Annotated in this window: 19 protein-coding genes; 3 read left to right on the top strand and 16 right to left on the bottom strand. The window is 39.3% G+C overall.

The window, feature by feature from the left end:
• Positions 1 to 102: 102 nt before the first annotated feature.
• The 13 genes from dltD to HT711_RS04505 form a co-directional block, all read right to left on the bottom strand.
• Positions 103 to 1,371 carry a D-alanyl-lipoteichoic acid biosynthesis protein DltD gene (dltD, locus tag HT711_RS04565; RefSeq protein WP_173249774.1) on the bottom strand — a complete coding sequence of 423 codons (1,269 nt, stop codon included), beginning with the start codon at positions 1,369 to 1,371 and terminating at the stop codon, positions 103 to 105.
• Positions 1,364 to 1,603 (bottom strand): D-alanine--poly(phosphoribitol) ligase subunit DltC, encoded by a 240-nt coding sequence (dltC, locus tag HT711_RS04560; RefSeq protein WP_000351967.1) that lies wholly within the window; start codon positions 1,601 to 1,603, stop codon positions 1,364 to 1,366. The genes dltD and dltC overlap by 8 nt, the downstream gene beginning before the upstream one ends.
• Before the next feature lie 12 nt (positions 1,604 to 1,615).
• On the bottom strand, positions 1,616 to 2,860 hold the full coding sequence (dltB, locus tag HT711_RS04555) for a D-alanyl-lipoteichoic acid biosynthesis protein DltB (RefSeq protein WP_173234304.1): 1,245 nt from the start codon (positions 2,858 to 2,860) through the stop codon (positions 1,616 to 1,618).
• Positions 2,857 to 4,407, bottom strand: coding sequence for a D-alanine--poly(phosphoribitol) ligase subunit DltA (dltA, locus tag HT711_RS04550; protein WP_173234306.1), 1,551 nt, complete (start codon positions 4,405 to 4,407; stop codon positions 2,857 to 2,859). Before dltA ends, dltB begins: the two co-directional genes overlap by 4 nt.
• Positions 4,408 to 4,427: 20 nt before the next feature.
• Positions 4,428 to 4,559, bottom strand: a complete 132-nt coding sequence (locus HT711_RS04545; RefSeq protein ID WP_000813667.1) for a teichoic acid D-Ala incorporation-associated protein DltX — start codon at positions 4,557 to 4,559, stop codon at positions 4,428 to 4,430.
• A 309-nt stretch (positions 4,560 to 4,868) separates the two neighbouring features.
• Entirely contained in the window at positions 4,869 to 6,047 is a 1,179-nt protein-coding gene (locus tag HT711_RS04540; protein WP_173234308.1) for a ryptide export MFS transporter, read from the bottom strand.
• A 211-nt stretch (positions 6,048 to 6,258) separates the two neighbouring features.
• The gene (locus HT711_RS04535; protein WP_173228922.1) at positions 6,259 to 7,836 is read right to left on the bottom strand and encodes an ABC transporter ATP-binding protein; all 1,578 of its coding nucleotides are present in this window, start codon (positions 7,834 to 7,836) and stop codon (positions 6,259 to 6,261) included.
• 268 nt (positions 7,837 to 8,104) lie between these two features.
• Positions 8,105 to 9,409 (bottom strand): radical SAM protein, encoded by a 1,305-nt coding sequence (locus HT711_RS04530; protein WP_173249773.1) that lies wholly within the window; start codon positions 9,407 to 9,409, stop codon positions 8,105 to 8,107.
• A 153-nt stretch (positions 9,410 to 9,562) separates the two neighbouring features.
• Positions 9,563 to 10,426, bottom strand: coding sequence for an Rgg/GadR/MutR family transcriptional regulator (locus HT711_RS04525; protein WP_173228926.1), 864 nt, complete (start codon positions 10,424 to 10,426; stop codon positions 9,563 to 9,565).
• A gap of 362 nt (positions 10,427 to 10,788) precedes the next feature.
• On the bottom strand, positions 10,789 to 11,493 hold the full coding sequence (locus tag HT711_RS04520; protein ID WP_016398345.1) for an MIP family channel protein: 705 nt from the start codon (positions 11,491 to 11,493) through the stop codon (positions 10,789 to 10,791).
• A 70-nt stretch (positions 11,494 to 11,563) separates the two neighbouring features.
• A complete protein-coding gene (glpO, locus tag HT711_RS04515) occupies positions 11,564 to 13,390 on the bottom strand; it encodes a type 1 glycerol-3-phosphate oxidase (protein ID WP_173234311.1) in 1,827 nt (608 codons plus the stop codon).
• Between the two features lie 41 nt (positions 13,391 to 13,431).
• On the bottom strand, positions 13,432 to 14,940 hold the full coding sequence (gene glpK, locus HT711_RS04510; RefSeq protein WP_173249772.1) for a glycerol kinase GlpK: 1,509 nt from the start codon (positions 14,938 to 14,940) through the stop codon (positions 13,432 to 13,434).
• Positions 14,941 to 15,098: 158 nt separating this feature from the next.
• Positions 15,099 to 16,526, bottom strand: a complete 1,428-nt coding sequence (locus HT711_RS04505) for a helix-turn-helix domain-containing protein (RefSeq protein ID WP_173234313.1) — start codon at positions 16,524 to 16,526, stop codon at positions 15,099 to 15,101.
• A gap of 164 nt (positions 16,527 to 16,690) precedes the next feature.
• On the opposite strand from HT711_RS04505, the gene hslO reads away from it, so the two are divergent.
• Genes hslO through HT711_RS04490 form a run of 3 tightly spaced genes read left to right on the top strand, consistent with a single transcriptional unit; the run spans position 16,691 to position 19,083 of the window.
• The gene (gene hslO, locus HT711_RS04500; RefSeq protein ID WP_173234315.1) at positions 16,691 to 17,563 is read left to right on the top strand and encodes an Hsp33 family molecular chaperone HslO; all 873 of its coding nucleotides are present in this window, start codon (positions 16,691 to 16,693) and stop codon (positions 17,561 to 17,563) included.
• Positions 17,550 to 18,530 (top strand): tRNA dihydrouridine synthase DusB, encoded by a 981-nt coding sequence (gene dusB, locus HT711_RS04495; RefSeq protein WP_173234318.1) that lies wholly within the window; start codon positions 17,550 to 17,552, stop codon positions 18,528 to 18,530. Before hslO ends, dusB begins: the two co-directional genes overlap by 14 nt.
• A 1-nt stretch (position 18,531) precedes the next feature.
• Positions 18,532 to 19,083 carry a cysteine hydrolase family protein gene (locus tag HT711_RS04490; RefSeq protein ID WP_172925430.1) on the top strand — a complete coding sequence of 184 codons (552 nt, stop codon included), beginning with the start codon at positions 18,532 to 18,534 and terminating at the stop codon, positions 19,081 to 19,083.
• A gap of 165 nt (positions 19,084 to 19,248) precedes the next feature.
• Here HT711_RS04490 and HT711_RS04485 read toward each other — a convergent pair whose 3' ends face one another.
• The 3 genes from HT711_RS04485 to HT711_RS04475 are packed head-to-tail and all read right to left on the bottom strand — an operon-like array spanning position 19,249 to position 21,871.
• On the bottom strand, positions 19,249 to 20,022 hold the full coding sequence (locus HT711_RS04485; protein ID WP_173249771.1) for an NUDIX hydrolase: 774 nt from the start codon (positions 20,020 to 20,022) through the stop codon (positions 19,249 to 19,251).
• 1 nt (position 20,023) lies between these two features.
• Positions 20,024 to 20,803 (bottom strand): nicotinamide riboside transporter PnuC, encoded by a 780-nt coding sequence (gene pnuC, locus HT711_RS04480; RefSeq protein ID WP_173234323.1) that lies wholly within the window; start codon positions 20,801 to 20,803, stop codon positions 20,024 to 20,026.
• 9 nt (positions 20,804 to 20,812) lie between these two features.
• On the bottom strand, positions 20,813 to 21,871 hold the full coding sequence (locus HT711_RS04475; RefSeq protein WP_172925428.1) for an AAA family ATPase: 1,059 nt from the start codon (positions 21,869 to 21,871) through the stop codon (positions 20,813 to 20,815).
• Positions 21,872 to 21,912: the final 41 nt, after the last annotated feature.

Raw genomic sequence — 21,912 nt, 5'->3', positions numbered from 1 at the left:
TCTGTAGAATTTTATTTACCAGTTAATTATATCACAAGCAAAAAAAGAGTCAAGAAAAAACGTGAAAATAGGCTTCATTCTTGAACTCTTCTATATTATAATCTATTGAAATTCCTTGACATCTCCATCGTATGTCGCCCAGTCTTTGCTGAAAAAGCGCTCATTCAGATGGTAAGTCGGAGCTGGTGTGGGATTGGATAGGAAAGGATCAACTGCCTTGTCAAATGCCAACCAACCCAACCAACCAAGGTGAATGGTGTCCTTCATAAAGAAAGACTCCCCGCCATCCTTAGAAAAATCTGCTATATTGGTAAAACCTTGACTCTCTAACTGGTAGCGAATCTTCTGCACCGTTTGTTGGTACATATCCTCTCGTAGACCAGCATAATCCATCCATTTTTTATTAACAGGTGGAATGATAAAAATCGGGTTTACCTTAGATTTAGAAAACTGGGTTAACACCAACTGCAGGTCATTATACTCCGGTGATTTAAGGTAGGTAAAGTTTTTCTGAGAATCCTTTAATTTCTTCAAATCCTTCTTGATCTGCTTATTATAGAAATCATTCTCCATTCCCAGATCATTATTGGAAGTATTTTTTTCAGCATCTGCTTTGACAACATCTTCTATGGCTTGATAAGAAAACTGATCTGGCAAGGTCTTTAAATACTTAGATACATGCTTCTCGTAGTTGATATAGCCTCTAACCGAAAACTGACCAAAAAAGGAAGCTTGGCGCTCATTAAAACGAGCCAATAATTCAATCATTTCATTGTCTGCCGTCGACAATTCTTCTTTACTTGCCAACTTCTGAACCAAATCCTTCATAGCTACGTTTGGGAACTGCTGTAGTAAGCGAGTCGCCGCATATTGACTAGCCTGATCTCCAGATTGATGTTCCAGAAAACTGGTCAACTGGTCTCCATTAAAATACTGCTGGAAGGCTGCTGGCTCATAGCCGTTTTTACTGAACCACTGAGGTGAGATAACATACACAACTTGTTTATTCTCCAGCTGTGGCAGCATCTGTTGCATCCCAAAATACTGATTGAGCGAGGCAGCTCCCCTCTGTCCTAAAAGATAAGGACGGTAGGAGCGATTGTATTTCTCAGCTAATACCGCAGGATGAGCACCGTCAAAACGAAGCCATTCACTGGAGCCAAAGAAAGGAACAAAACGCATATTTGGATCAGATAGTGCTCTGACTTTTTGACTTCGCTCCTTAAAACTATCGATAGTAGTAGCCACCGCTGAACGCTTTTCAGCTCCTAGATTATGACGCATCTCAGTAGGATAAAAGAAAATGAGCAGAAAAACCAACAAACCAGCTATCAAGACCGGTCCGAAGATCATCCATAAGCGTTTAAGCATTTTGTAGCTCCACAATGCCAGCTATAATTTTATTAGCTGTATTCCAGTCATCACGACCAAACTCTGTTACAGGGACACGAATGTCAAAACGGTTTTCAATCTCCACAATCAATTCAACCGTTCCCATACTATCCAAGACACCTGCGTCAAAAAGATCTTCATCCATCATGTCAGAAACATCTTCCATAAACAACTCATCAATAATTTCGATAACTTCTGATTTGATATCCATATTTTATTTCCTTTATTTTTTAAACCATAAATCATTCAAAAATCCAGAAAAGATCAAGAATGACAGCATGACGACATGGAAGGTGATAACCATGCCAAGCAACTGAATCCAGCGATTCTCAGGTAGAGCAGGCTTCCCTGCTTTTTTCCGCTCCTTATTGAGCGTTTTTTTCTTACGAACCCAAGCGTCATTGATGACCAGTCCAATCCCATGAAAGAGTCCATAGGCGATATAGTACCAGGTCACTCCATGCCAAAATCCCATAATCAGCATATTTACAATATAAGCCACGCTTGAGGTTACATTGCGATTTTTAAAGACCTTCTTTCTGGTCAACACCATGACCATTCGCATAAAGACAAAGTCACGGAACCAGAAAGAAAGACTCATGTGCCAACGATTCCAAAACTCCTTCAAATCCCTTGATAAAAAGGGCTTGTTAAAGTTGATCGGGCTACGGATCCCCATCAAATTTGAAATGGCCAAGGCAAACATAGAATAACCTGCAAAGTCAAAGAAGAGTTCCAGACCAAAGGTATACATAACTGCCAAGGCATAGAGGTTAAAGAAGCCACCTGATTGCAGGGCTAGATTCTTTAGAGGAGGTAGTAAAGTTTCTCCTAAAACATGAGCTAGGATAAACTTGTACAAAAATCCCCACATGATATAGCGAACGGATTCATCCAGCATATCCATCAACTCATCCCGCTCAGGAATGGTCTGATAATTTTCATTAAAACGCTTAAAGCGATCGATTGGACCACTCGAGAAAGTCGGCATGAAGAGAAGGAAACGAAGGAACTCCCAGAGGGTAAAATCCTTAATCACTCCATCTCTCAGCTCGATGATAATCCCAACCGAACGAAAAGTCAGGTAAGAAATTCCCAAGAACCCAAGCAAAGACTGCGTTCCATTGATAGCCGGCTGCACCTTGACAAAGATAATCGGAAGTAGGGACAGAAAACTAACTAAGTAGAAGACCCACTTGCCATCCTTGCTTTTTCGATAGTGCTTGTAGAAGAGCAGGAGCAATATCTCCCAGCAAAGGTAAATACCTAAGGCAACCAATTGATTGGTCTTCCCACCTACCAACATGGTGACGATAAAGAAGAGACTAACCAGTACTTCATACCAGGCAAAGCGTTTCTTGAAAAAAAGACCGATAAAGATGGGCAAGGTTGCAGCAATCACATAAACAAAATACTGAGGATTGCCATATGGCTCTAAATGAGGAAGCTGTTGAAAAAACTCCATCATCTCTTATTCACCTCGTTAATCAATCCTTTGATGTCAATCTTTCCATTTGGAGTCAGTGGCAAACTGTCTCGATAAAGGAATTTAGACGGCATCATGTAGGACATCATGATGTCTGTCAAATCTTCCTTGATGGCCTTAGTAATATCGATATCACGCTCAAACTGCTCACGAACACCGTCTTTTAAGATGACATAGGCCAGTAGATTTTGTACCTTGTGGTCCTTGTTATAACGCGGTACTGCGACAGCAGACTCGATATAGCGAGACTTATTAAGATTTTGAGAGACATCTTCTAACTCAATGCGGTAACCGTTGAACTTAATCTGGAAGTCCATGCGTCCGCCGTAGAGAAGCAAGCCTTCATCTGTCATGGTTCCCACATCGCCTGTGTGATAGGCTGGCAGACCTTCAAACTCAAAGAAGGCTTCTGCTGTTTTTTCAGGATTGTTCATATAGCCTTTTGAAACAGCTGGCCCTGACACAATGATCTCTCCCTGTTCACCATTTGGCAATTTATTGCCTTCCTCGTCAATGATAAAGGTTGGAGAGTCAGCCTTGGTATAGCCGATTGGTAGGCGTTTGAGAGTCGCTAGCATCTCATCTGTCACGGCAACTGCTGACAGAGCCACTGTCGCTTCTGTTGGGCCGTAGGCATTGATAATACGGGCATTTGGGAAACGCTCGCGCAGTTTTTGAGCCGTTTTAACCGTCAATTCTTCGCCATCAAAGTAGAAATGCGTGATTCCAGGCATTTTCTCACTGTTGAAGGCTTCAGACAACATGGCCATATCTGCAAAAGAAGGGGTTGATGTCCAGATAGCGATTGGCAATGAAAAGATAGTCGCAAAGAGTTGCTTAAAGTCCTGAGTAATGGCAGATGGAAGAGCAAAAAGCGTCCCACCAAGTGCCAAGGTCGGTGCCCAGTACATGACAGACAGGTCAAATGAATAAGGTGGTTGAGCCAGCATTTGCGGACGACTTGGCGTCGCAAATTCCTTATCCGTAATCATCCAGTTGGTAAAGCTGAGGAGGTTATCATGGGAAATCTGCACTCCCTTTGGCTTACCAGTCGTACCAGAAGTAAAGATAATGTAGTAATTATCATCGCCCTTGACTGGATGCGTGATCTCATAGCTAGTCCCTTGAGCAAAGGCTTCTTGAACCTGAGCTAGAGTCATCATCGGTGTAGAAACCTGCTCCAAAGGAAAGTCTGAAATGGCAATAATCAAACTTGGCTCCGCTACTTCTAAAATAGCCGAAACTCGCTCCAAGGCCGAATGGCTATCAATGGGAATGTAGGCATGACCTGACTTAGTCAGCGCTACAAAAGTTGCCAACATTTCATATTCTTGGCCACCAAAAACAACCACAGGAGACTTTTCAAGCAAGCCTAGTTGGTCAATGGCTGTAGCCAAACTATCCGAATCAGCCTTCAAATCGCCATAAGTGTGTTCCTGCCCCAAAACATTGTAAACAGGATAGCTAGGCTGGGTCTGAGCAAAATGCTCTATGGTTTCAATCATATCTACTATTGGTTTATGTGACACAATAGGAATTCTCCTTCAAGTTAAAATTCATTATAGATAAAGCTTCCTTGACCCTGACCAAGATAGCTAAAGAAGTACAGCAGCCCCAGAAAGATAAGAAAATACAAGGCTGTCCGACCAAGAAAGAGGTACAATTCTTTTCTCTGTTTCATAAAGAAAAACCATTCATTTCTGTAATTTTTCGCTAAAATAAGAGTGATTCTTACTAGCTTATTTTTCTACCATTGTACCACTTTATATAGTATTTTTTCAATTGTTTACCGTAGATTTTCATTATATTTAAGCTAATTTTAAAATTATGCAGTTTTTCTATGTATATTTCAAATAGAGTGATCCTGGGCAAAAACTCAATTTCAGTAGAAAATGAGGTAAATCTTTCCATAATAAAACGCACAATATCAAGTTTTCAACACCTGATACTATGCGCTTTTCTAATTTCTCAAGACTTTTTAACCAGTCTCTTATTTAAAATAATCTCGTCTGATATAAATTAAAATAGCTTCTATCATCAGACAAATGGCTGATAGCCAAAAACTGATGCTAATACCAAAACTCTCAGTAATATAGCTCATTAGCAAAACAAATACTGAAAATGCTAATGTCGAAATCACTTCAAGAACAGAATAGACATTAACCAAATGATTTTCCTCTACTGTTTCCTGAAGAAATACCCTTTCAGGAACTTCTTTTAGCTGCGATAACATACCAACTAAAGCTGAAAATAATAAAAACATCTGTGCATTTGGAAAATATAGAATAGTCAGTGTCACTATTGCCATGGCTACAAGAGGAAAAAGAATACTTTCCCATTTAGCAGCAAGGAACTTTTCAGATAGCCTAAAAGCAATTAAGCCACTAATTATAATACCAATAGAGTATGCTGTATTAGAATATCCCCAGTAACTTTCCGTTTTATTTAATAACTCAGTTACAAAAACAAGTATAATGGAAGAAACCCAAATCGTATTTGAGAAAATTTCCAATAAATTTGCTGATACAAAAAGTCTTAATCTAGGATCTCTAGCAACTAACTTCCAACCTTTGAGCAAAATTTCAAGATTAGTTTCTGACTCTAACACCTCCACTTCAGCGTTAGGAAGAAATAACATCAGAAAGCTAGAAATTATATACAACATTAAAATGATAAACGTGGTAGGTAAAAGACCAATTGTTGCAAACAAGAGTCCACCTAATCCCCAACCCACTAACTGAACAGCTTCACCACTCATTGATAAGGCTGAATTAGCCTTACCCAAATCGGTCGCATAGCGTGGCACAATAGCATAGGAAACAGGTGCTGCAAAACCATCTAATATTGAAATTGCCACAACAAATAGATAGGTTACCAAAGGCGCTACGGATTGCATTACGGTAAACATTCCTACCAGTATCGCCAATAATATAGTCTTTCCAAATTGGGATAAAGATAAAACTCTATTTAGCGCTATCCTTTTAGTAACTAAAGGAACTAAAAGACTCGCAACAAAAGAGGATATCCCTATTAAAATGGGAACTAATGACGTGGCAATTACTGATTTTGAAATAATGTATATGTTAGCAATGATTGTTACTCTAAAGAAAATATCTGCTAAATTTGCAAACAATTGAGAGACTAACAACTTGACAAATGAATTAGACATGTAGCGCTCCTATAACATAAAAATATTTAACTGATAAATGGTATAGTAGACTTTGTTTGATAACTATTTGACACAAGATTAGGTGGTCAGAAATTGAATTTTTAACATTCCAACTTAGCCATAGTTTTTAGTTCTCACATCTTTAAATCAGCTAAAACAATCCATAATATAACACATATATTATAGCTAGCAAGATGCCGAACAAGTCTATTTATTTTATTCTATATTTTCCCAAATCAATTACTTGATTATAAACCGTTTCTGAATCAATATGATGAGCAACTTCAATCAAAATGATAGGCAACTGCAAAAGTAACTGGCGCACTTGATATGCATTGTCCTTGTCTAAGGATGATGTAACCTCATCCGCCAACACAATGTCTTTTTTCCGAAGCAGACAGCGAACTAATTCAAGTCGTAAACGTTGCCCACCTGAAATGTTTTCTCCATTATTTATCAGTTGATAATCCAAGATATTAGTGATTTCATTCGTTAAGCCAACTTGTTCTAGGCAACAGAGTAATTCTTTATCTGAAATCTCCTGTCCTAATGTTAAATTTTCTCGAATTGTCCCATGTCTGAAAAATGGATTCTGAGAGATATAAGCGACATTCCCTTGATAATGAGTAAATTCTCGACCTGATTTATCACGTACGATAATTCTACCACTATTCGGACTTATCTTTCCTGCTACCAACTGTAGGAGAGTTGACTTTCCGGTACCACTAGCTCCCTTTATTAAAACTTTACTTGGCTTGGTTAATCTAAGTGACAAATCATAAAAGAGCACTTGCTCTCCAACCTGTTTTGAAACACCCTCCAAAACTAGCTCAGCTAAAGATTCGACTGTCGGATATGATGTTTCTAAACAAGATTCTTCCAATAATGAAAATATTTTTTCTTTCACTGTTTGCGATCGCTGTATATCAGATATGCTATACATAATTCTTTGAATAGGTCCGCTAAGATTCATTGTAGCTATATACATAGAGACCAAACTAGCTGTTGTTAACTCTATACCGCTCTTTTGTAATAAAAGACCAAGTGCAAGAGGTAGTACCTGACTAAGGAATTCTAAAGGACCATTGAAAAAATAAACGACATTGCTAGTCCATTCATTTTTCCAACGAGCGTTCTCGTAACACTCGTTGTTTTTTCTCATCTTAGCAAGGTTTTCTTTACTAGCGCCATAAAAATATATCGTATCTGCTCCCTTAAAAAAATCTCCTACAGATAGATGAAAAGCTTTTTGCATTTCCGAAAAATTTGCACCACTTTTCATTAAATGATTATTCATTACCCATTGAGGTAATGGTCGAAGAAAAGAGAACACGATAAAAACAATACCAAGCCAAAAATTTTGCACCAAAATAAAAACAATCGTTGTACAAAGTATAAAAACTCTTCCAACTATCATATCCAGGGGTAAAAAGAAGCGATTATAGAGCAGTTCCATATCTTGTGTAACAATTGAAACTTTTTCATCATATACAACATTTTCCTTCAAAAATAGTTTCTTGATAAGCTGATCTTTTAAACGAATTTGTAGATGACGCTGCAGATTATTACTGACAAAATTTGCTAGCAACATCGTGCTATAAAAAAACAGGTGCAAACACAGTCCATATAAAACAAAGTATGAAATTGTACCAATTGTAAGTTGCTCTTCACGAATATTCAATAGCTTATCCAATAACAATGGCTTTATTAGAGCCATCCCACTATTCAAAAGCACTCCTATTAAAAAATAGATAAAAATATTAGTTTTAATGTATTTTAGAAATTTCATAAATAAGCCTATCTAAAAGAAAGCGAATAGATATAAAAGCCTCAGTCTAAAAGTTATAAACAAATTAACTCCAACTGAGACTATACAATAATTTAATTAACCTATATATGATGCTGTTTATTAAGAGTGATTACCTCCTGAACTAGACTAACTAAATTTCGATTTATATTTTAAAAATCAATCTAAAACTCATTTCCATCTTCATCGCAATAATGATCACGGAGTACAAGTATATCAAGTTGAGTAGTACTCTTATTTTCAATTACAATCATCTTTTCACCCCCTCTCTTATTGCATCAAGATAATCACAATATTCCTTATTTAACATAAATAATTCTAGATTTTTATCAATTTTCTTTTTTATTTGATTGCATAATGTTCTTTGCTTATTACTTCTATGTTTGGGCGGACAAAATCCTGATTTACAAATTAAAACAATAGGACACTGCTTACAATCTGAATCCATGTTTAAGTGCCATTTATCAAACTTTTCCTTATTAAACTTAGCATGTACACTTCCAAATATATTAGAATTAGAATACAAGGCAACCGTACAAGTTTGAATTACACCCTTTACATTAATAGTATAGTGATTTTTTCTATTTGCATAACAGTTGAACAAATTTGTTATTATACCTCTAGCAGCAGGAACATTATAACCTTTTTTTATGGCAAACTTTGATAATTCAAAACTAGCATCTGAATTAGGTAATGTCACTTTATAATTTTGGGCACGCTCCCCACAACCCCAACTACCTACATTATAAAAATAAAATCTAAATCGTTTATCATGCTTAAAATATTTCCCATCTGAATCTAAAAAAATCTTAACATTATTAAAATTTTCTTTCGATATATTAAATCTTAAATTACAATAAAAATTCAAATTTGAATTTTGTAAACCTTTGATATTCTCGAGTATTTTGATATATGATCCCTTTCCATTACGCAACACTCTTTGAAAATTATGACTTTCCTCATCTCCATCAATTGTTATCTGAAAATTATTAACGCGATAGTCTAGAATTAACTGATGAATCATTCGTTCATTAAGCAAATATCCATTAGTTGTTATACTAGCAGAATAATCAAGTCCATTTTGAGAACAAATACTAATAAATTTTTTTGAAAGATTCTTTATCGTTTTTAGCCCTAATAAAGGCTCTCCTCCAAACCATGATACATGTAAAGATTTAAACATAGATTCAGATAATAGTTTTTCTGTAAATTCAACTATCGCAATCTCTGTTTCTTTACTCATTTTTATATTTTCAAATTTTTCATAACAATATTTACATCTAAAATTACAGTCTCCATGTGTTAAAATTGTAAATTCTAACGTCTCCGTTTCACTATTTTTAACATAATCTATTGTATTCTCGAATTCATTTTCTTCTTGAAAATAATTATACTTATTCAAATAATTTTCATATTGTTCCTTAATCTCTAAATCATTTTCCATAACATCTTGTAAATCATTTGTAATGAAAAAAGAATGATTATTTTCACTATTGAAAAATAATTCTCCTGTTTCACTTTTCTTTCTTAAAATATATGGAGATAGAACTTGCATATTAAATACCTCAAAATTCATAATTATGGTGACAACTTCGAAAAATCCTATCGCTCAAATACAATGAACTGATAAAACAACTGTAATTGAAATTTCTAAAGACAATTCTACCAAAATATTATTTCGAGATACTTCCTTTCCCATATCTGCACACTACCCTTTATCTGCTAAAATTTTTTCTAAATGTCCCTCATAATTCTTTGCCAAATGGTTACTTCCCGCTAATTTCATTGCTCCAATACACTTCCTCATTTCAATAATTGCTTTACAATCCGTCTCTTTTTTATAGCGATATAGATATTGGGCATACTGGAATACCAACCGTTCATAAATTTCAGTTTCAGTGAAAAAGCATTGGTTTAGTCGTTTTTCAAAATACAAAGCATCAAGCAATTTTCCTCTTTCAATACATGTGATATATCCGTTCAATAGCATAGATGAAATCAATCGTCTATTATTAGGAATTTCTTTATAAAAATCAGAACGTCTAGACATCTCTCTAGCCAAAACCATAAAGACATCGTGTTTTAGGACATCTAAAGTATTTGAAAAAATCAATAATTCATAGTATCCCCAGTATTCAACACTAAAGAGATAGTCAGTTAGATAAGATAAATCATCACCAGAATAATAAGCTTCTCCAGATAAATCTTGTAAACGAATTTTTAATAAAATAATGTTAAGCTTATGAAATTTCTCTTGTTTAGAATCTGACTCCATCTGAGAATAAAGTAGTTTTTTCAACCCATCAACATCATGATTTGATACAAAATGCCTAATCTTTGATAAGAGTTCATTCAGTTCATCACGATGAAAATCATGAACAGCATACATAAATTCATCAATAGGCATGTTAATTTCATCCAAAATAGCCATAAATTTTGAAATGGTTAAATCAGTCTCTCCCTTTTCAAAACGTGAGAGCTGTGATGTTGATATACCAGCTTTTTCGACATCTTTTAAGCGAAACCCTCTAGATTCTCGAAACTTTTTAAAAATTTCTCCAAATTTTTTCATAATATCTCTCCAACAAGCATATACGGGAACAATTTTTGATTTTTAATATTTTAGCATAAAATAGAAGAAAATAAAAGTGAGGTATTTCACATGAAAAAACAAAAACTATTGCCTTTATTATTCCTAATTTTAGGAGGAATTATGATTATCGTTGTTGGCTAGTACTAAGAAATTAGTTACTAAAATACTTACATCTTCAATCGAAAAAAGATACTGGAGAAAAAGTCTTAAAAATCATAAAAACGCATCATATCAGGTGTTGAAAACTTGATATGATGCGTTTTATTATGAGAAGATTTACTTCATTTTTTGCTGAAATTGGGCTCTTGCTCAAGCTCTTATCAACATAATTATTTTCTAAACTAGAAAAGGGAAAACACAAGAACTGCCAAGGCTGCACCGATAACAGGTCCCACAACAGGAATCCAAGCGTAAGACCAATCTCCGTCTCCCTTGTTTGAAATTGGAAGGATACTGTGCATGATACGAGGTCCAAGGTCACGTGCAGGGTTCAAGGCATAACCTGTTGTCCCACCTAGTGATAGACCGATACCGACAATCAAAGTTCCCACTGCAAAGGTTCCGATACCTGCCTGAAAATCGTAAAGACCCAAAGCAAAGATTGTCAAGACCAAAACAAAGGTTCCAAGGATTTCGCTAATCAAGTTTGATACAGTATCTTTGATAGCTGGTCCTGTGCTGAAAGTAGCCAAAATATTTCCTGCATTTTCTTCTGCCTCATAATGCGGCTTGAATTGCAACCAAACCAAAATCTGACCCAGCATAGCCCCTGCGAACTGGGCTAAGATATAAGGCAAAACGGAAGCCCAAGGCAAACCACCTTTCAAGGCCACACCAATCGTCACAGCTGGGTTTAAATGAGCTGGACTGAGCTTGCCAGATACAAAGACCGCAACTGCAACTGCAATCCCCCAACCCATAGTAATCACAATCCAACCTGAGCTGTTGCTCTTGGTTTTAGGAAGAACCACACCAGCCACAACACCATTTCCTAGAAGAATCAGGATTAGAGTCCCCAAAAATTCTCCAAATAATTCATTCATCATCTTTCTATCTCCATTAAAAAGGGAGAGAGGGTAGACTAGGAGTCCTGCCCTCCACCTCTTTTATTTTTTCTTAATTTTTTAATTCTGCTAAATCGTTATTAGCGAGAGCTGCTTCGACATCAGCACGGTAAGTTGCTTTTTCTTCTTCTGTCCAGTCATAGAATCGTCCCATTTCATTCAAAACTGGCTCAACGATGCTATCCAAACTATCACGCATAAAGAGCATATGGTTGGTACGACGAAGAAGGAAGTCAACTGGGCTAAGAGCCAACTCATTGCGCATTGCATAGTGAAGTGATAAAGTATCTGCCAAGCTGAGTCCTGGTGCTTGTTCCAAACTATGAGCAAGAGCAAAGACCTTCGGTGCATTTGAACCGTAAAGATTTGCTAGGTAATGGGCTTCCTTACTATCCAATCCACGTGACACTCCAAGTTGCGCAAAAGCTTCGATTTCTGAGTCTACATTTGCTGGGTTCAATTCTCCACCTGAAACAGGGTAAGTCTTAGAGTTGATCAGTTTAAAACTACGGTCAAATTCTGCTTTGAGGATGTCAACCACGCGCTCCATAGCTCCTTCAGCCATCTTACGGTAGTCTGTGATTTTACCACCAGCAAGGGTCAAGAGACCATTATCATCTCGGTCCAAGCTAGAGCCACGAGAAACAGCAGATGGGTCCAAATGTTTCTCAGAGGTACTGCTTTCAAGCTTGCTGACAGCAGATTCAACATCTTCACGCGTTTTTTCTTTAGAGAGATAAGATTCAACAGTCGCAATCAAGTTGTTAAAGCTTTCATCACTGATGGTTCCGTTATTTCCTCCATTGTAGTCAGAAGCGCTATTGCCTGCGATCAATGGGCGAAGACCTGCCCAGCTACTTTCGATATCATCAATGGTAATGTTAGCTTCTGGGAAGCGGTTGTTGACAATACCAAGTAGATAATCTACATCTTCCTGAGTCACTTTTGGATGTTCCAAATCACCTGTGTAATCTGTATCCGTTGTACCAAAGTAAGTCTTGTTTTCACGTGGGAGAACAAAGACCATACGACCATCACCCAAACCTGTGTCAAAGTAAACTGGCTGTGAAACCTTGATCTTGCTTGAATCCACGACTAGGTGAACCCCCTTAGTTGGGCGCATTTGTGAGAATTGTGTTCCCTTATTAGACAAATTACGCACCTTGTCGCTCCAAGGACCTGTTGTGTTAATCACCAGACGCGCCTTGATTTCAAAGACTTGGTCTGTCAAGAGATCACGAGCTACAACACCTGTAATCTTGCCACTTTCGTCAAAGAGGAAACCTTCTGCCTTCACGTGGTTAGCAATGAGGGCACCGTCTTGGTTAGCACGTTTGATATTTTCAATCACGAGACGCGCATCGTTGTTACGGAAGTCAAGATAAACTCCACCTCCTACCAAGCCTTCTTTCTTCAAGTTTGGCTGGCGTTCCAAGACTTGATCCTTGCTCAAAACCTTGTTTGCAGCAGGTGTGTTGTTCACACCTGCTAAAAGATCGTACAAATCCATAGCTACTTTAAGGCGGAAGAGGCTAAAGGTCGCTCCATCTTCTTCATAAACTGGTAAGAGCATTGGGTCTGGTTTTGGAATGTGAGGTGCAATTTGTTGTACCACTGCACGTTCTGAAACCGTATCTGATACCACTTCTACGTCAAATTGTTTGAGGTAGCGAAGACCGCCGTGAACCAATTTTGTTGAACGGCTGGATGTTCCTTCTGCGAAGTCCTGCATTTCAATCAAACCAGTCTCAAGACCACTGGCTGCCGCCTGCAAGGCTACACCAGCCCCTGTGATTCCTCCACCGATAATTAAGAGGTCCAGGGTACGTTCCTGCATTTTTTTAATTGATAATTCACGTGTTTTCTTTGAAAATTCCATATTTACACACTTTCTAAATAAATCGCTTTATTCTGCCAGTATTAGTCGTCTACTTCCGCAAAGACTTGGGTTGCTTTCACAGCTTTCTTCCAGCCCTTGTAGAGTTGTTCCTTGCGCGATTCGTTCATCGATGGTTCAAAGAGTTCTCCTGTCTCATTCAAGAGTTTCAACTCATCCAAATTCTTCCAGTAACCTACTGACAAACCTGCTAGGAAGGCTGCTCCTAGAGCTGTTGTTTCCAAGTTTTTGGCGCGTGCGATATCGATTCCCAAAATATCAGCTTGGAACTGCATGAGGAAATTATTCATGGCTGCACCACCATCTACTTTCAAGACTTGGATAGCTGTCTGCGCATCTACTTGCATGGTATCGATGATGTCACGCACTTGATAAGCGATAGATTGTAAGGTTGCCTTGATAAAGTCTTCTTTGCTTGTTCCACGAGTCAAACCAAAGACAGAACCGCGAGCATTTTGGTTCCAGTATGGTGCTCCTAGTCCTGTAAAGGCTGGAACGACATAAACTTCATCATCATTGTGAGAATTACGAGCGTATTTTTCAGATTCTGGTGAATTTTCAACCATGCGAAGTCCATCACGAAGCCACTGAATGGCACTTCCTGCGATGAAGATAGAACCTTCCAAGGCATAGTAAACCTTGCCATTGATACCGTAACCAATGGTTGTCAAGAGGTTGTTCTCAGACAACTGCATTTCTTCACCAGTATTCATGATGATGAAAGAGCCTGTTCCATAAGTATTTTTAACCATACCAGGTTCAAAGGCCAACTGTCCAAAGAGGGCTGCCTGTTGGTCACCAGCCATACCTGAGATTGGGACTTGTCCACCATAGAAATGGAATGGCGCTGTTTTACCGTAGATTTCAGAGTTAGAACGAACTTCCGGAAGCATAGCCTTAGGAATGTTGAGGATTTCCAAAATCTCGTCATCCCATTTGAGTTCTTTAATGTTATAAAGCATGGTACGAGCTGCATTTGAGTAGTCGGTCACGTGAGCCGCACCGTCTGTCAATTTCCAAACCAACCAAGTATCGATAGTACCAAAGAGCAATTCTCCTTTTTCTGCTCGCTCTTGAGCGCCTTCTACATGGTCCAAAATCCAACGAACCTTGGTAGCAGAGAAGTAAGCATCGATAATCAAACCAGTTTTTTCATGGAATTTTTCCACATAACCTTGGCTTTTTAGTTGTTCAGCCAAAGGTGCTGTCTGGCGTGACTGCCAAACGATAGCATTGTAGATAGGAAGTCCTGTTTTCTTATCCCAGACGACAGTTGTTTCACGTTGGTTGGTAATCCCGATTGCTTCGATTTGATTTGGCTTGACACCGCTTTCGATGAAAGCACCCGCAATAACTGACTGGACTGAGTTCCAAATTTCATTGGCATTGTGCTCAACCCAACCTGCCTGAGGGAAAATCTGAGTAAACTCTTTTTGGCTAGAGCTGACCTTTTCTCCTTTTTTATTAAAAATGATGGCACGAGAACTTGTAGTTCCCTGGTCAATAGCCATAATGTATTTTTCTTGTGACATGTGCTGTCCTCCTCATAAAGATCTTGAGGTGTTTCCTCTTTACACTTACTAGTATACAAAATAAAGCGCTTTCTTGTTTATCAACTTTTTTTAATTTTTTAAAAAATGTGAGGAGATTGTGTGAATTTCACAAAAAAGGCCTGGGTTAACCAAGCCTTTTAGGTAAATAATAACTGACGAATCCCTGCCAAATCTTCCATATCCAAATCATTTTTTAAATAATAGACTGGTGTTTGTTCCTTCTTATGAATCGGGTTATTGGTAACCAGCAAATCATAATGCCGAGTTCGGTCATAGGCTTCAATGGTAATAAAACGATTGTATTCCAAATACCGTTTTAAAATAGCAGCCATCCTTGAAAAGACAAGAAAACCAGATGTCAAATCAAGACCAATCCGCATATGCTGGCCACCATTTTCAGCCATATATTCGATTAACTGGAGCCATTCCCAGAGAATCTTCTTATCTAAGTCTGTCCCCTGATGAAAAGCAGGTAGAGCATGAAAAATCTCCTCTGCCGTTCCCCTAAAATCATGTTCCATCAGCAAATATGGATGACGATTCTCTAACTGGTACTTGTAGCGATCCTGTAAAATATAGCCCTTGTATAGATAGACTTGAGCACAAAGCTGACTGAGTTCATAGGTGACATGGTCCTCTGTATAACCGCCCAGCAACTCCTCCTTCTTCATTTCTTGAATCAATTGCGTCAGCAAATCTGCCAACTGCCCTCCAAAACCAAGGATATACTCCATAGTATGAAGAGGAAGAATACGATGAGATAGGAGGAAAGAGAAGAAAATCATCATCTCCCCGTCCTCAGTTCCGAGAGGGATGTGTTGCCCAGCAAAAAAGGACGGAGCCTTTCGATGCAAACGAAGGTAGAAAATATTGTCAAAATACCCTCGCATTTTTTCTTCTATGACTTGAAACTGACAGGCATTGACACGGAGACGTTGTTGACTGATATGAGACCAGAGAACCAAGTCCAATTTCTGCCCTGAAGACAAACTTGCACCGCAAATTTCTTCTAGTGTAGCAATCTCCTGTTTTCTCTCTGGTTTCTGCATGTGACCTTCCCACTCCTGACTTGACCAGACCTTGCGGAAAAGACAGAAATAGAAATAGCGTATCTGATGCTCTGGACCTCGCCAACGTCCATTTTGGATGGATAAATCAAATTCTGACAAAATCTGATTTAAACCAGCCAAGTGGCGGCCAAGCGTAGCCTCGCTAATCATCAATTCTTGAGCCAGCTGATGGGCTAAAAACTGTTGGTGGTAGAGAAGATAAACCAAAATCTGGTATTTAACAGCATTCTCCAAAAACAAGCTCCGAATATCTCTCCCCTTGGTAGCTGCACCGATTGACAGATGCAGATTTTCATCTTCTAAGGAGATAGTCAGCTCTAAACCACTTTCCAAAGTCTTGTCATTGAGCAGGGTGACATATTTGGTTAGGGTTGCTTTTGAAAATCCTGTTTCCTCCATTACAGCCTTGACGGTCGTCTGAGACTCTTGTAATAGAAAGGAAAGGATTGAAAATTGACCACACTCGGCTTTCTCCATCAAATCTCCTAAATACATTTGTTACCCCTTTCATTTTCTACCTTAAGCATAGCATAAATCTTAGAAATCCTGAAATAATCTGTTTCTCTTTTTATTTTCATGCTGATTTCCTGGTCCATTATCCTGAAAATCAGCAAACACACGGCTCCCCCTTTGGGCATTTTTATGCTAAAATAGTAGCTATGGATAAAATTATTAAAACTATATCAGAAAGTGGCGCCTTTCGTGCTTTTGTCCTTGACACCACAGAAACCGTCCGCACTGCTCAAGAAAAACACCAAACCCAAGCTAGCTCAACTGTAGCGCTTGGTCGAACTCTTATCGCTAGCCAGATTCTCGCAGCCAATGAAAAAGGAAATACCAAACTAACAGTGAAGGTACTGGGAACTAGCTCTCTAGGAGCCATTATCACCGTTGCTGATACCAAGGGGAACGTCAAAGGCTACGTTCAAAATCCTGGTGTTGACATCAAAAAGACTGCAACTGGTGAAGTTCTAGTCGGACCTTTTGTTGGAAATGGTCAATTTCTCGTTATCACAGACTACGGCATTGGAAATCCTTATACTTCCTTGACCCCACTCATCTCTGGAGAGATTGGTGAAGACCTTGCTTTCTACCTAACAGAAAGCCAACAAACCCCTTCTGCAGTCGGTCTCAATGTCCTTTTGGACGAGGAAGACAAGGTCAAGGTTGCTGGTGGTTTCCTAGTTCAAGTCTTGCCAGGAGCCAAGGAAGAAGAGATTGCTCGCTTTGAAAAACGCATCCAAGAGATGCCAGCTATCTCAACTCTTCTAGAGAGTGACGACCATATCGAAGCCCTCCTCAAGGCTATCTACGGTGACGAGGCCTACAAGCGTCTTTCTGAAGAAGAAATCCGTTTCCAATGTGACTGTAGCCATGAGCGCTTTATGAACGCTCTTGCCAGCCTTCCAAGCTCAGACTTACAGGAAATGAAAGAGGAAGACCACGGGGCAGAAATCACTTGTCAATTCTGCCAAACGACTTACAACTTTGATGAAAACGACCTGGAGGAACTCATTCGTGACAAATCTTAATACATCTTTTATGATTGGCAATGTTGAGATTCCCAATCGTACCGTTTTAGCGCCTATGGCTGGCGTGACCAACTCAGCCTTTCGTACCATCGCAAAAGAACTCGGAGCTGGACTCGTTGTCATGGAAATGGTCTCTGACAAGGGAATCCAATACAACAATGAAAAAACCTTGCATATGCTTCATATCGATGAGGGCGAAAACCCTGTTTCTATCCAACTTTTTGGTAGCGATGAAGACAGCCTAGCACGCGCAGCAGAATTCATCCAAGAAAACACTAAGACCGATATCGTCGATATCAACATGGGCTGTCCAGTTAATAAAATCGTGAAGAACGAAGCTGGCGCTATGTGGCTCAAGGACCCAGATAAGATTTACTCGATCATCAACAAGGTCCAATCTGTTCTTGATATTCCCCTCACCGTTAAAATGCGTACCGGCTGGGCTGACCCATCTCTGGCAGTAGAAAACGCCCTGGCTGCTGAAGCAGCAGGTGTTTCTGCCCTCGCCATGCATGGCCGTACCCGTGAACAAATGTATACAGGTCACGCAGACCTTGAGACCCTTCACAAGGTTGCCCAAGCTCTGACCAAGATTCCCTTCATCGCCAACGGTGACATCCGTACTGTCCAAGAAGCCAAACAACGTATCGAAGAAGTCGGTGCTGATGCAGTCATGATTGGCCGCGCTGCCATGGGAAATCCTTACCTCTTCAACCAAATCAACCATTACTTTGAAACAGGAGAAATCCTACCTGATTTGACCTTTGAAGACAAGATGAAAATCGCCTACGAACACTTGAAACGATTGATTAACCTCAAAGGAGAAAACGTAGCAGTTCGTGAATTCCGTGGACTCGCTCCTCACTACCTCCGTGGAACATCTGGTGCAGCTAAACTTCGTGGAGCTATTTCACAAGCTAGCACCCTAGCAGAGATTGAAGCCCTCTTGCAATTGGATAAAGCATAAAATGGTTCATACTGCTCTACTGATTATCGATATGCAAAAAGCATTTGATAACCCTATCTGGGGAGAACGGAACAACCCTCAAGCTGAACAACAAGCATTGAGGATACTGGCATACTTTCGTAAACACGCTCTTCCAGTCTTACATGTTCAACACATATCTGACAATCCCCAGTCACAATTTCATAACAAACAAAATCAGGTGTTTAAAAGTGGATTTGAACCAGTTGCTTCAGAACCTGTCTTTCAAAAAACGGTTAATAGCGCCTTTATTGGAACAAATCTTGAAGCCTATTTACGAAAAAATCAGATTTGTCATTTAGTCGTTGTTGGTTTGACCCTGCCTCATTGTGTATCTACTACGACACGAATGGCAGCAAATCTTGGTTTTGAAGTCACTTTACTAGCAGATGCTACTGCCAGTTTTACCCTATCTAACAAAAACGGTCAAGTCATCTCTCCTGAGACTATCCATGAGATTAATCTCCTTTCTCTACAAGATGAGTTTGCTCAAATTCTTACTACAGAAGAATTTTTAACCCAAGTACAAGTATAAAATAAGAGTCTGGGACAAAAGTCTAGCCTTAAATATAAAAAGCGAACAAAACGAGTTATCTGACACTCAGAATTCTGTCTTGTTCGCTTTTTTGTCTAATCTATCGATTTTTAAAATTTATAATAAAGAATTCCTAAAATCAAAATCTTTTTGTCCCAGACTCTTTTATTTCAATCGATAGGTTTTTCTTGGTTTCTTTTTAGGTACTCGTTTGAGTCCGACTTCTTCTACATATTCTCCATATTTTACGAGAAAGTTATTGCTGACGATTGGACGACCGGGGTTGATAAGATTGACCAGTTCAGTCCCTTCGTATACAGTGAACTCCTCCTCTAGCAGATAAAGGAAGGTCGGATTCCAGTCAAGTCGACCTTGGATTCGTTTGATGGATTCTTGGATAATGGCATAATGGTCAAAAGCGAAGGCTTGCTCCTCCAACTCTACTCCCTCTAAGAAGCACTTGCCCGTCTGAAAATCGACATCTACGAAAACGACATCCTTGGCATCGTCTCCTGCTTGAACAAGTTCTAATGCACGACTAGGCAAATAAACCAAGTGGGCAATGGTCACTGTCCAGCCCCGTGGGTCACGGCCGGGAGTCGATACGGTCATCAATTGCTCGATTTTTTCCAAAGGAAGATCGAGATTGACTTCTTCTCTCACCTCACGCTGACAGGCATGCGCAGCGTCTTCGCCCTTGTCCATAAATCCTCCAACCAGAGCCAAACAATTTTGATAAGGGTGAGCCTTGCGTCGAATTAATAAGAGCTTGATCTTTCCTTCGACAAAGCAGTAGGCTACCATATCCACCGTCACACTTGGTTTTTCGTATTGAGGGAGTTCCTGCTTGTAGTACCAATCTAAAAACTCTTCCTGACTGGCATGGATTTCAAAATATTCTCTCTCTGTCATCCCAGCTGGAATCATCGTGTCCGCCATTTTATGCCTCCTTACGAACTGCCTTGGTCCATTGGTACCAACCTACTAGACTATTGAGAGTGTAAACCCAGTACATCCCTTGGATATGGATCTTTTCACCCCACCAGAGATAGATACTAAAGAGATTGGTTGCAATCCAGAAAATCCATTGCTCACGGTAAAGACGTGTCATCAAGAGCTGACCAACACCATTGGTCGCATCGGTAACACTATCACAGAAAGGGCGAGCACTATGGATACTTTGGTAAGCTAAGCCCATACCAATCCAAATGATAGCAGTCAAGGCTAAGTACTTGAGCCAGTCAAGCACAGATAATTTCTTGGCTTCAAAGTGAGATTCTTCTGCTTTTCCTTGGTCATTAATACGGTTGGACAGCCAAGCATAGAGGCCAATCGGCTGCATGACAAAGAAGTAAACTGTCGTCAAAACTTCGCCATAAAAAGTCGCATTCATGGCCAAAACCAAATAGATAGCAGAGTTAATGGCCCCAAAGAGATAATTGCTTGCACGCCCTTCTGCTACCAAGATAACACAGACAATCCCAGTCCAAGATGCAAACAAGCTCATCCAGTCATGACTTTCTGTATTTTGCGTGAATTCCAAGATCAAGGGAACACTTGACAGGACGATGAGATACAACCACTGGAAAAGACTACGGCCGACAAAGAGATCTTTCCAGAGCAAGTGCATGATTCCTGCAAAACCAATCTTGCGGGCTTCCGCATGGACATTTTTAAAGTTTTCGATAAATTGTGTGATTTTTTCAGTTAGTTTTTTCATAATTTTCTCCTAATCTGCTTGATAAATGGCATCAATAGCCTCTTTTGCAGTTTCATAATTTCCTAGATAATCCTCTGCTAGATAAACTAGTGGAATATTTGCTAAGTAGCGCTCCCTCATCTGATCCAAATGCTGGGAAAAACTATGACGAATATGGTCTTCTGCCATAGTCATATCTCTAAATCCGTCATTGACATAGGAGCCGACAGGCTGCACAAAGAGAATCAAGTCCCATTTCTCCTTAGCCAATATCGAGACAAAGAGATTATCAAAAGTCTCTCCCGATAAGTCCCCTTGATCCTCAGTCTCCATGTAATAATCATAGTAGCCCTTGGTTACTAAGGAGTTGGTGTCTGCTACCACCAGTCCCCTATTGGCATTACTGTCAATTAACTTAGAGGTCTGGTCATACTGCCCCAACAGGATATAATAGTAATCTTTTGGAGTCAATTCATCGTCGCGGACATTGTTTTTGATCTGGTATTCACGCGCGTATTCCAGACTAACGGGTGCATCGTAATACCTAGCCAAATCCTTGGCCAAAGTTGTCTTCCCATTGCTAGCACTTCCCATAATCAACACTTTCTTTGTAAACTGACGTCGGAAGGGTTGAGCAATATATTTCCAATATTTGCTTGGATTTTCTCGAATCATAGTCGCTGAGATACCAAACTTTCTTTCTTGCAAGACAGTCTCAAAGCCACGATTAGACAATTCTTGCTGGTAGTCTGCTTCTCCCACAAAGAAAATTAGTTCTTGCTGGTTTTTATCATAGGAAATCTCCGCTAACATTTGGTCCAACCACTCCTGCCAACCCATAGGGTAACGAGGAAGATTGATTTCATCTAACTTGCAGACAGAGGTCAACTCGTCATCACGAAAGGCCTCTCGGATATAGCGAAATCTTTTTTGAAGCGTTAAGCCTACCTGTTCCCCTCTGTCTCCCTCATAGCCTGAAACGACAACCCAAACCTGGTCACACTGCCGCTTTGCACACTGGATCAGATCGATATGCCCTTGATGAAGCGGAGCAAAGGTTCCAAATACCACTGCTGTTTTCTTTTTCATAAATGCATTGCCTTTTTATAATTTTCGATATTTTCATTGTC

The organism is Streptococcus sp. 1032, assembly GCF_013277015.1.
Taxonomy (GTDB): domain Bacteria; phylum Bacillota; class Bacilli; order Lactobacillales; family Streptococcaceae; genus Streptococcus.
Note: the sequence above shows the minus strand (reverse complement) of the source record. Positions and strands in the feature narration are given on the sequence as shown.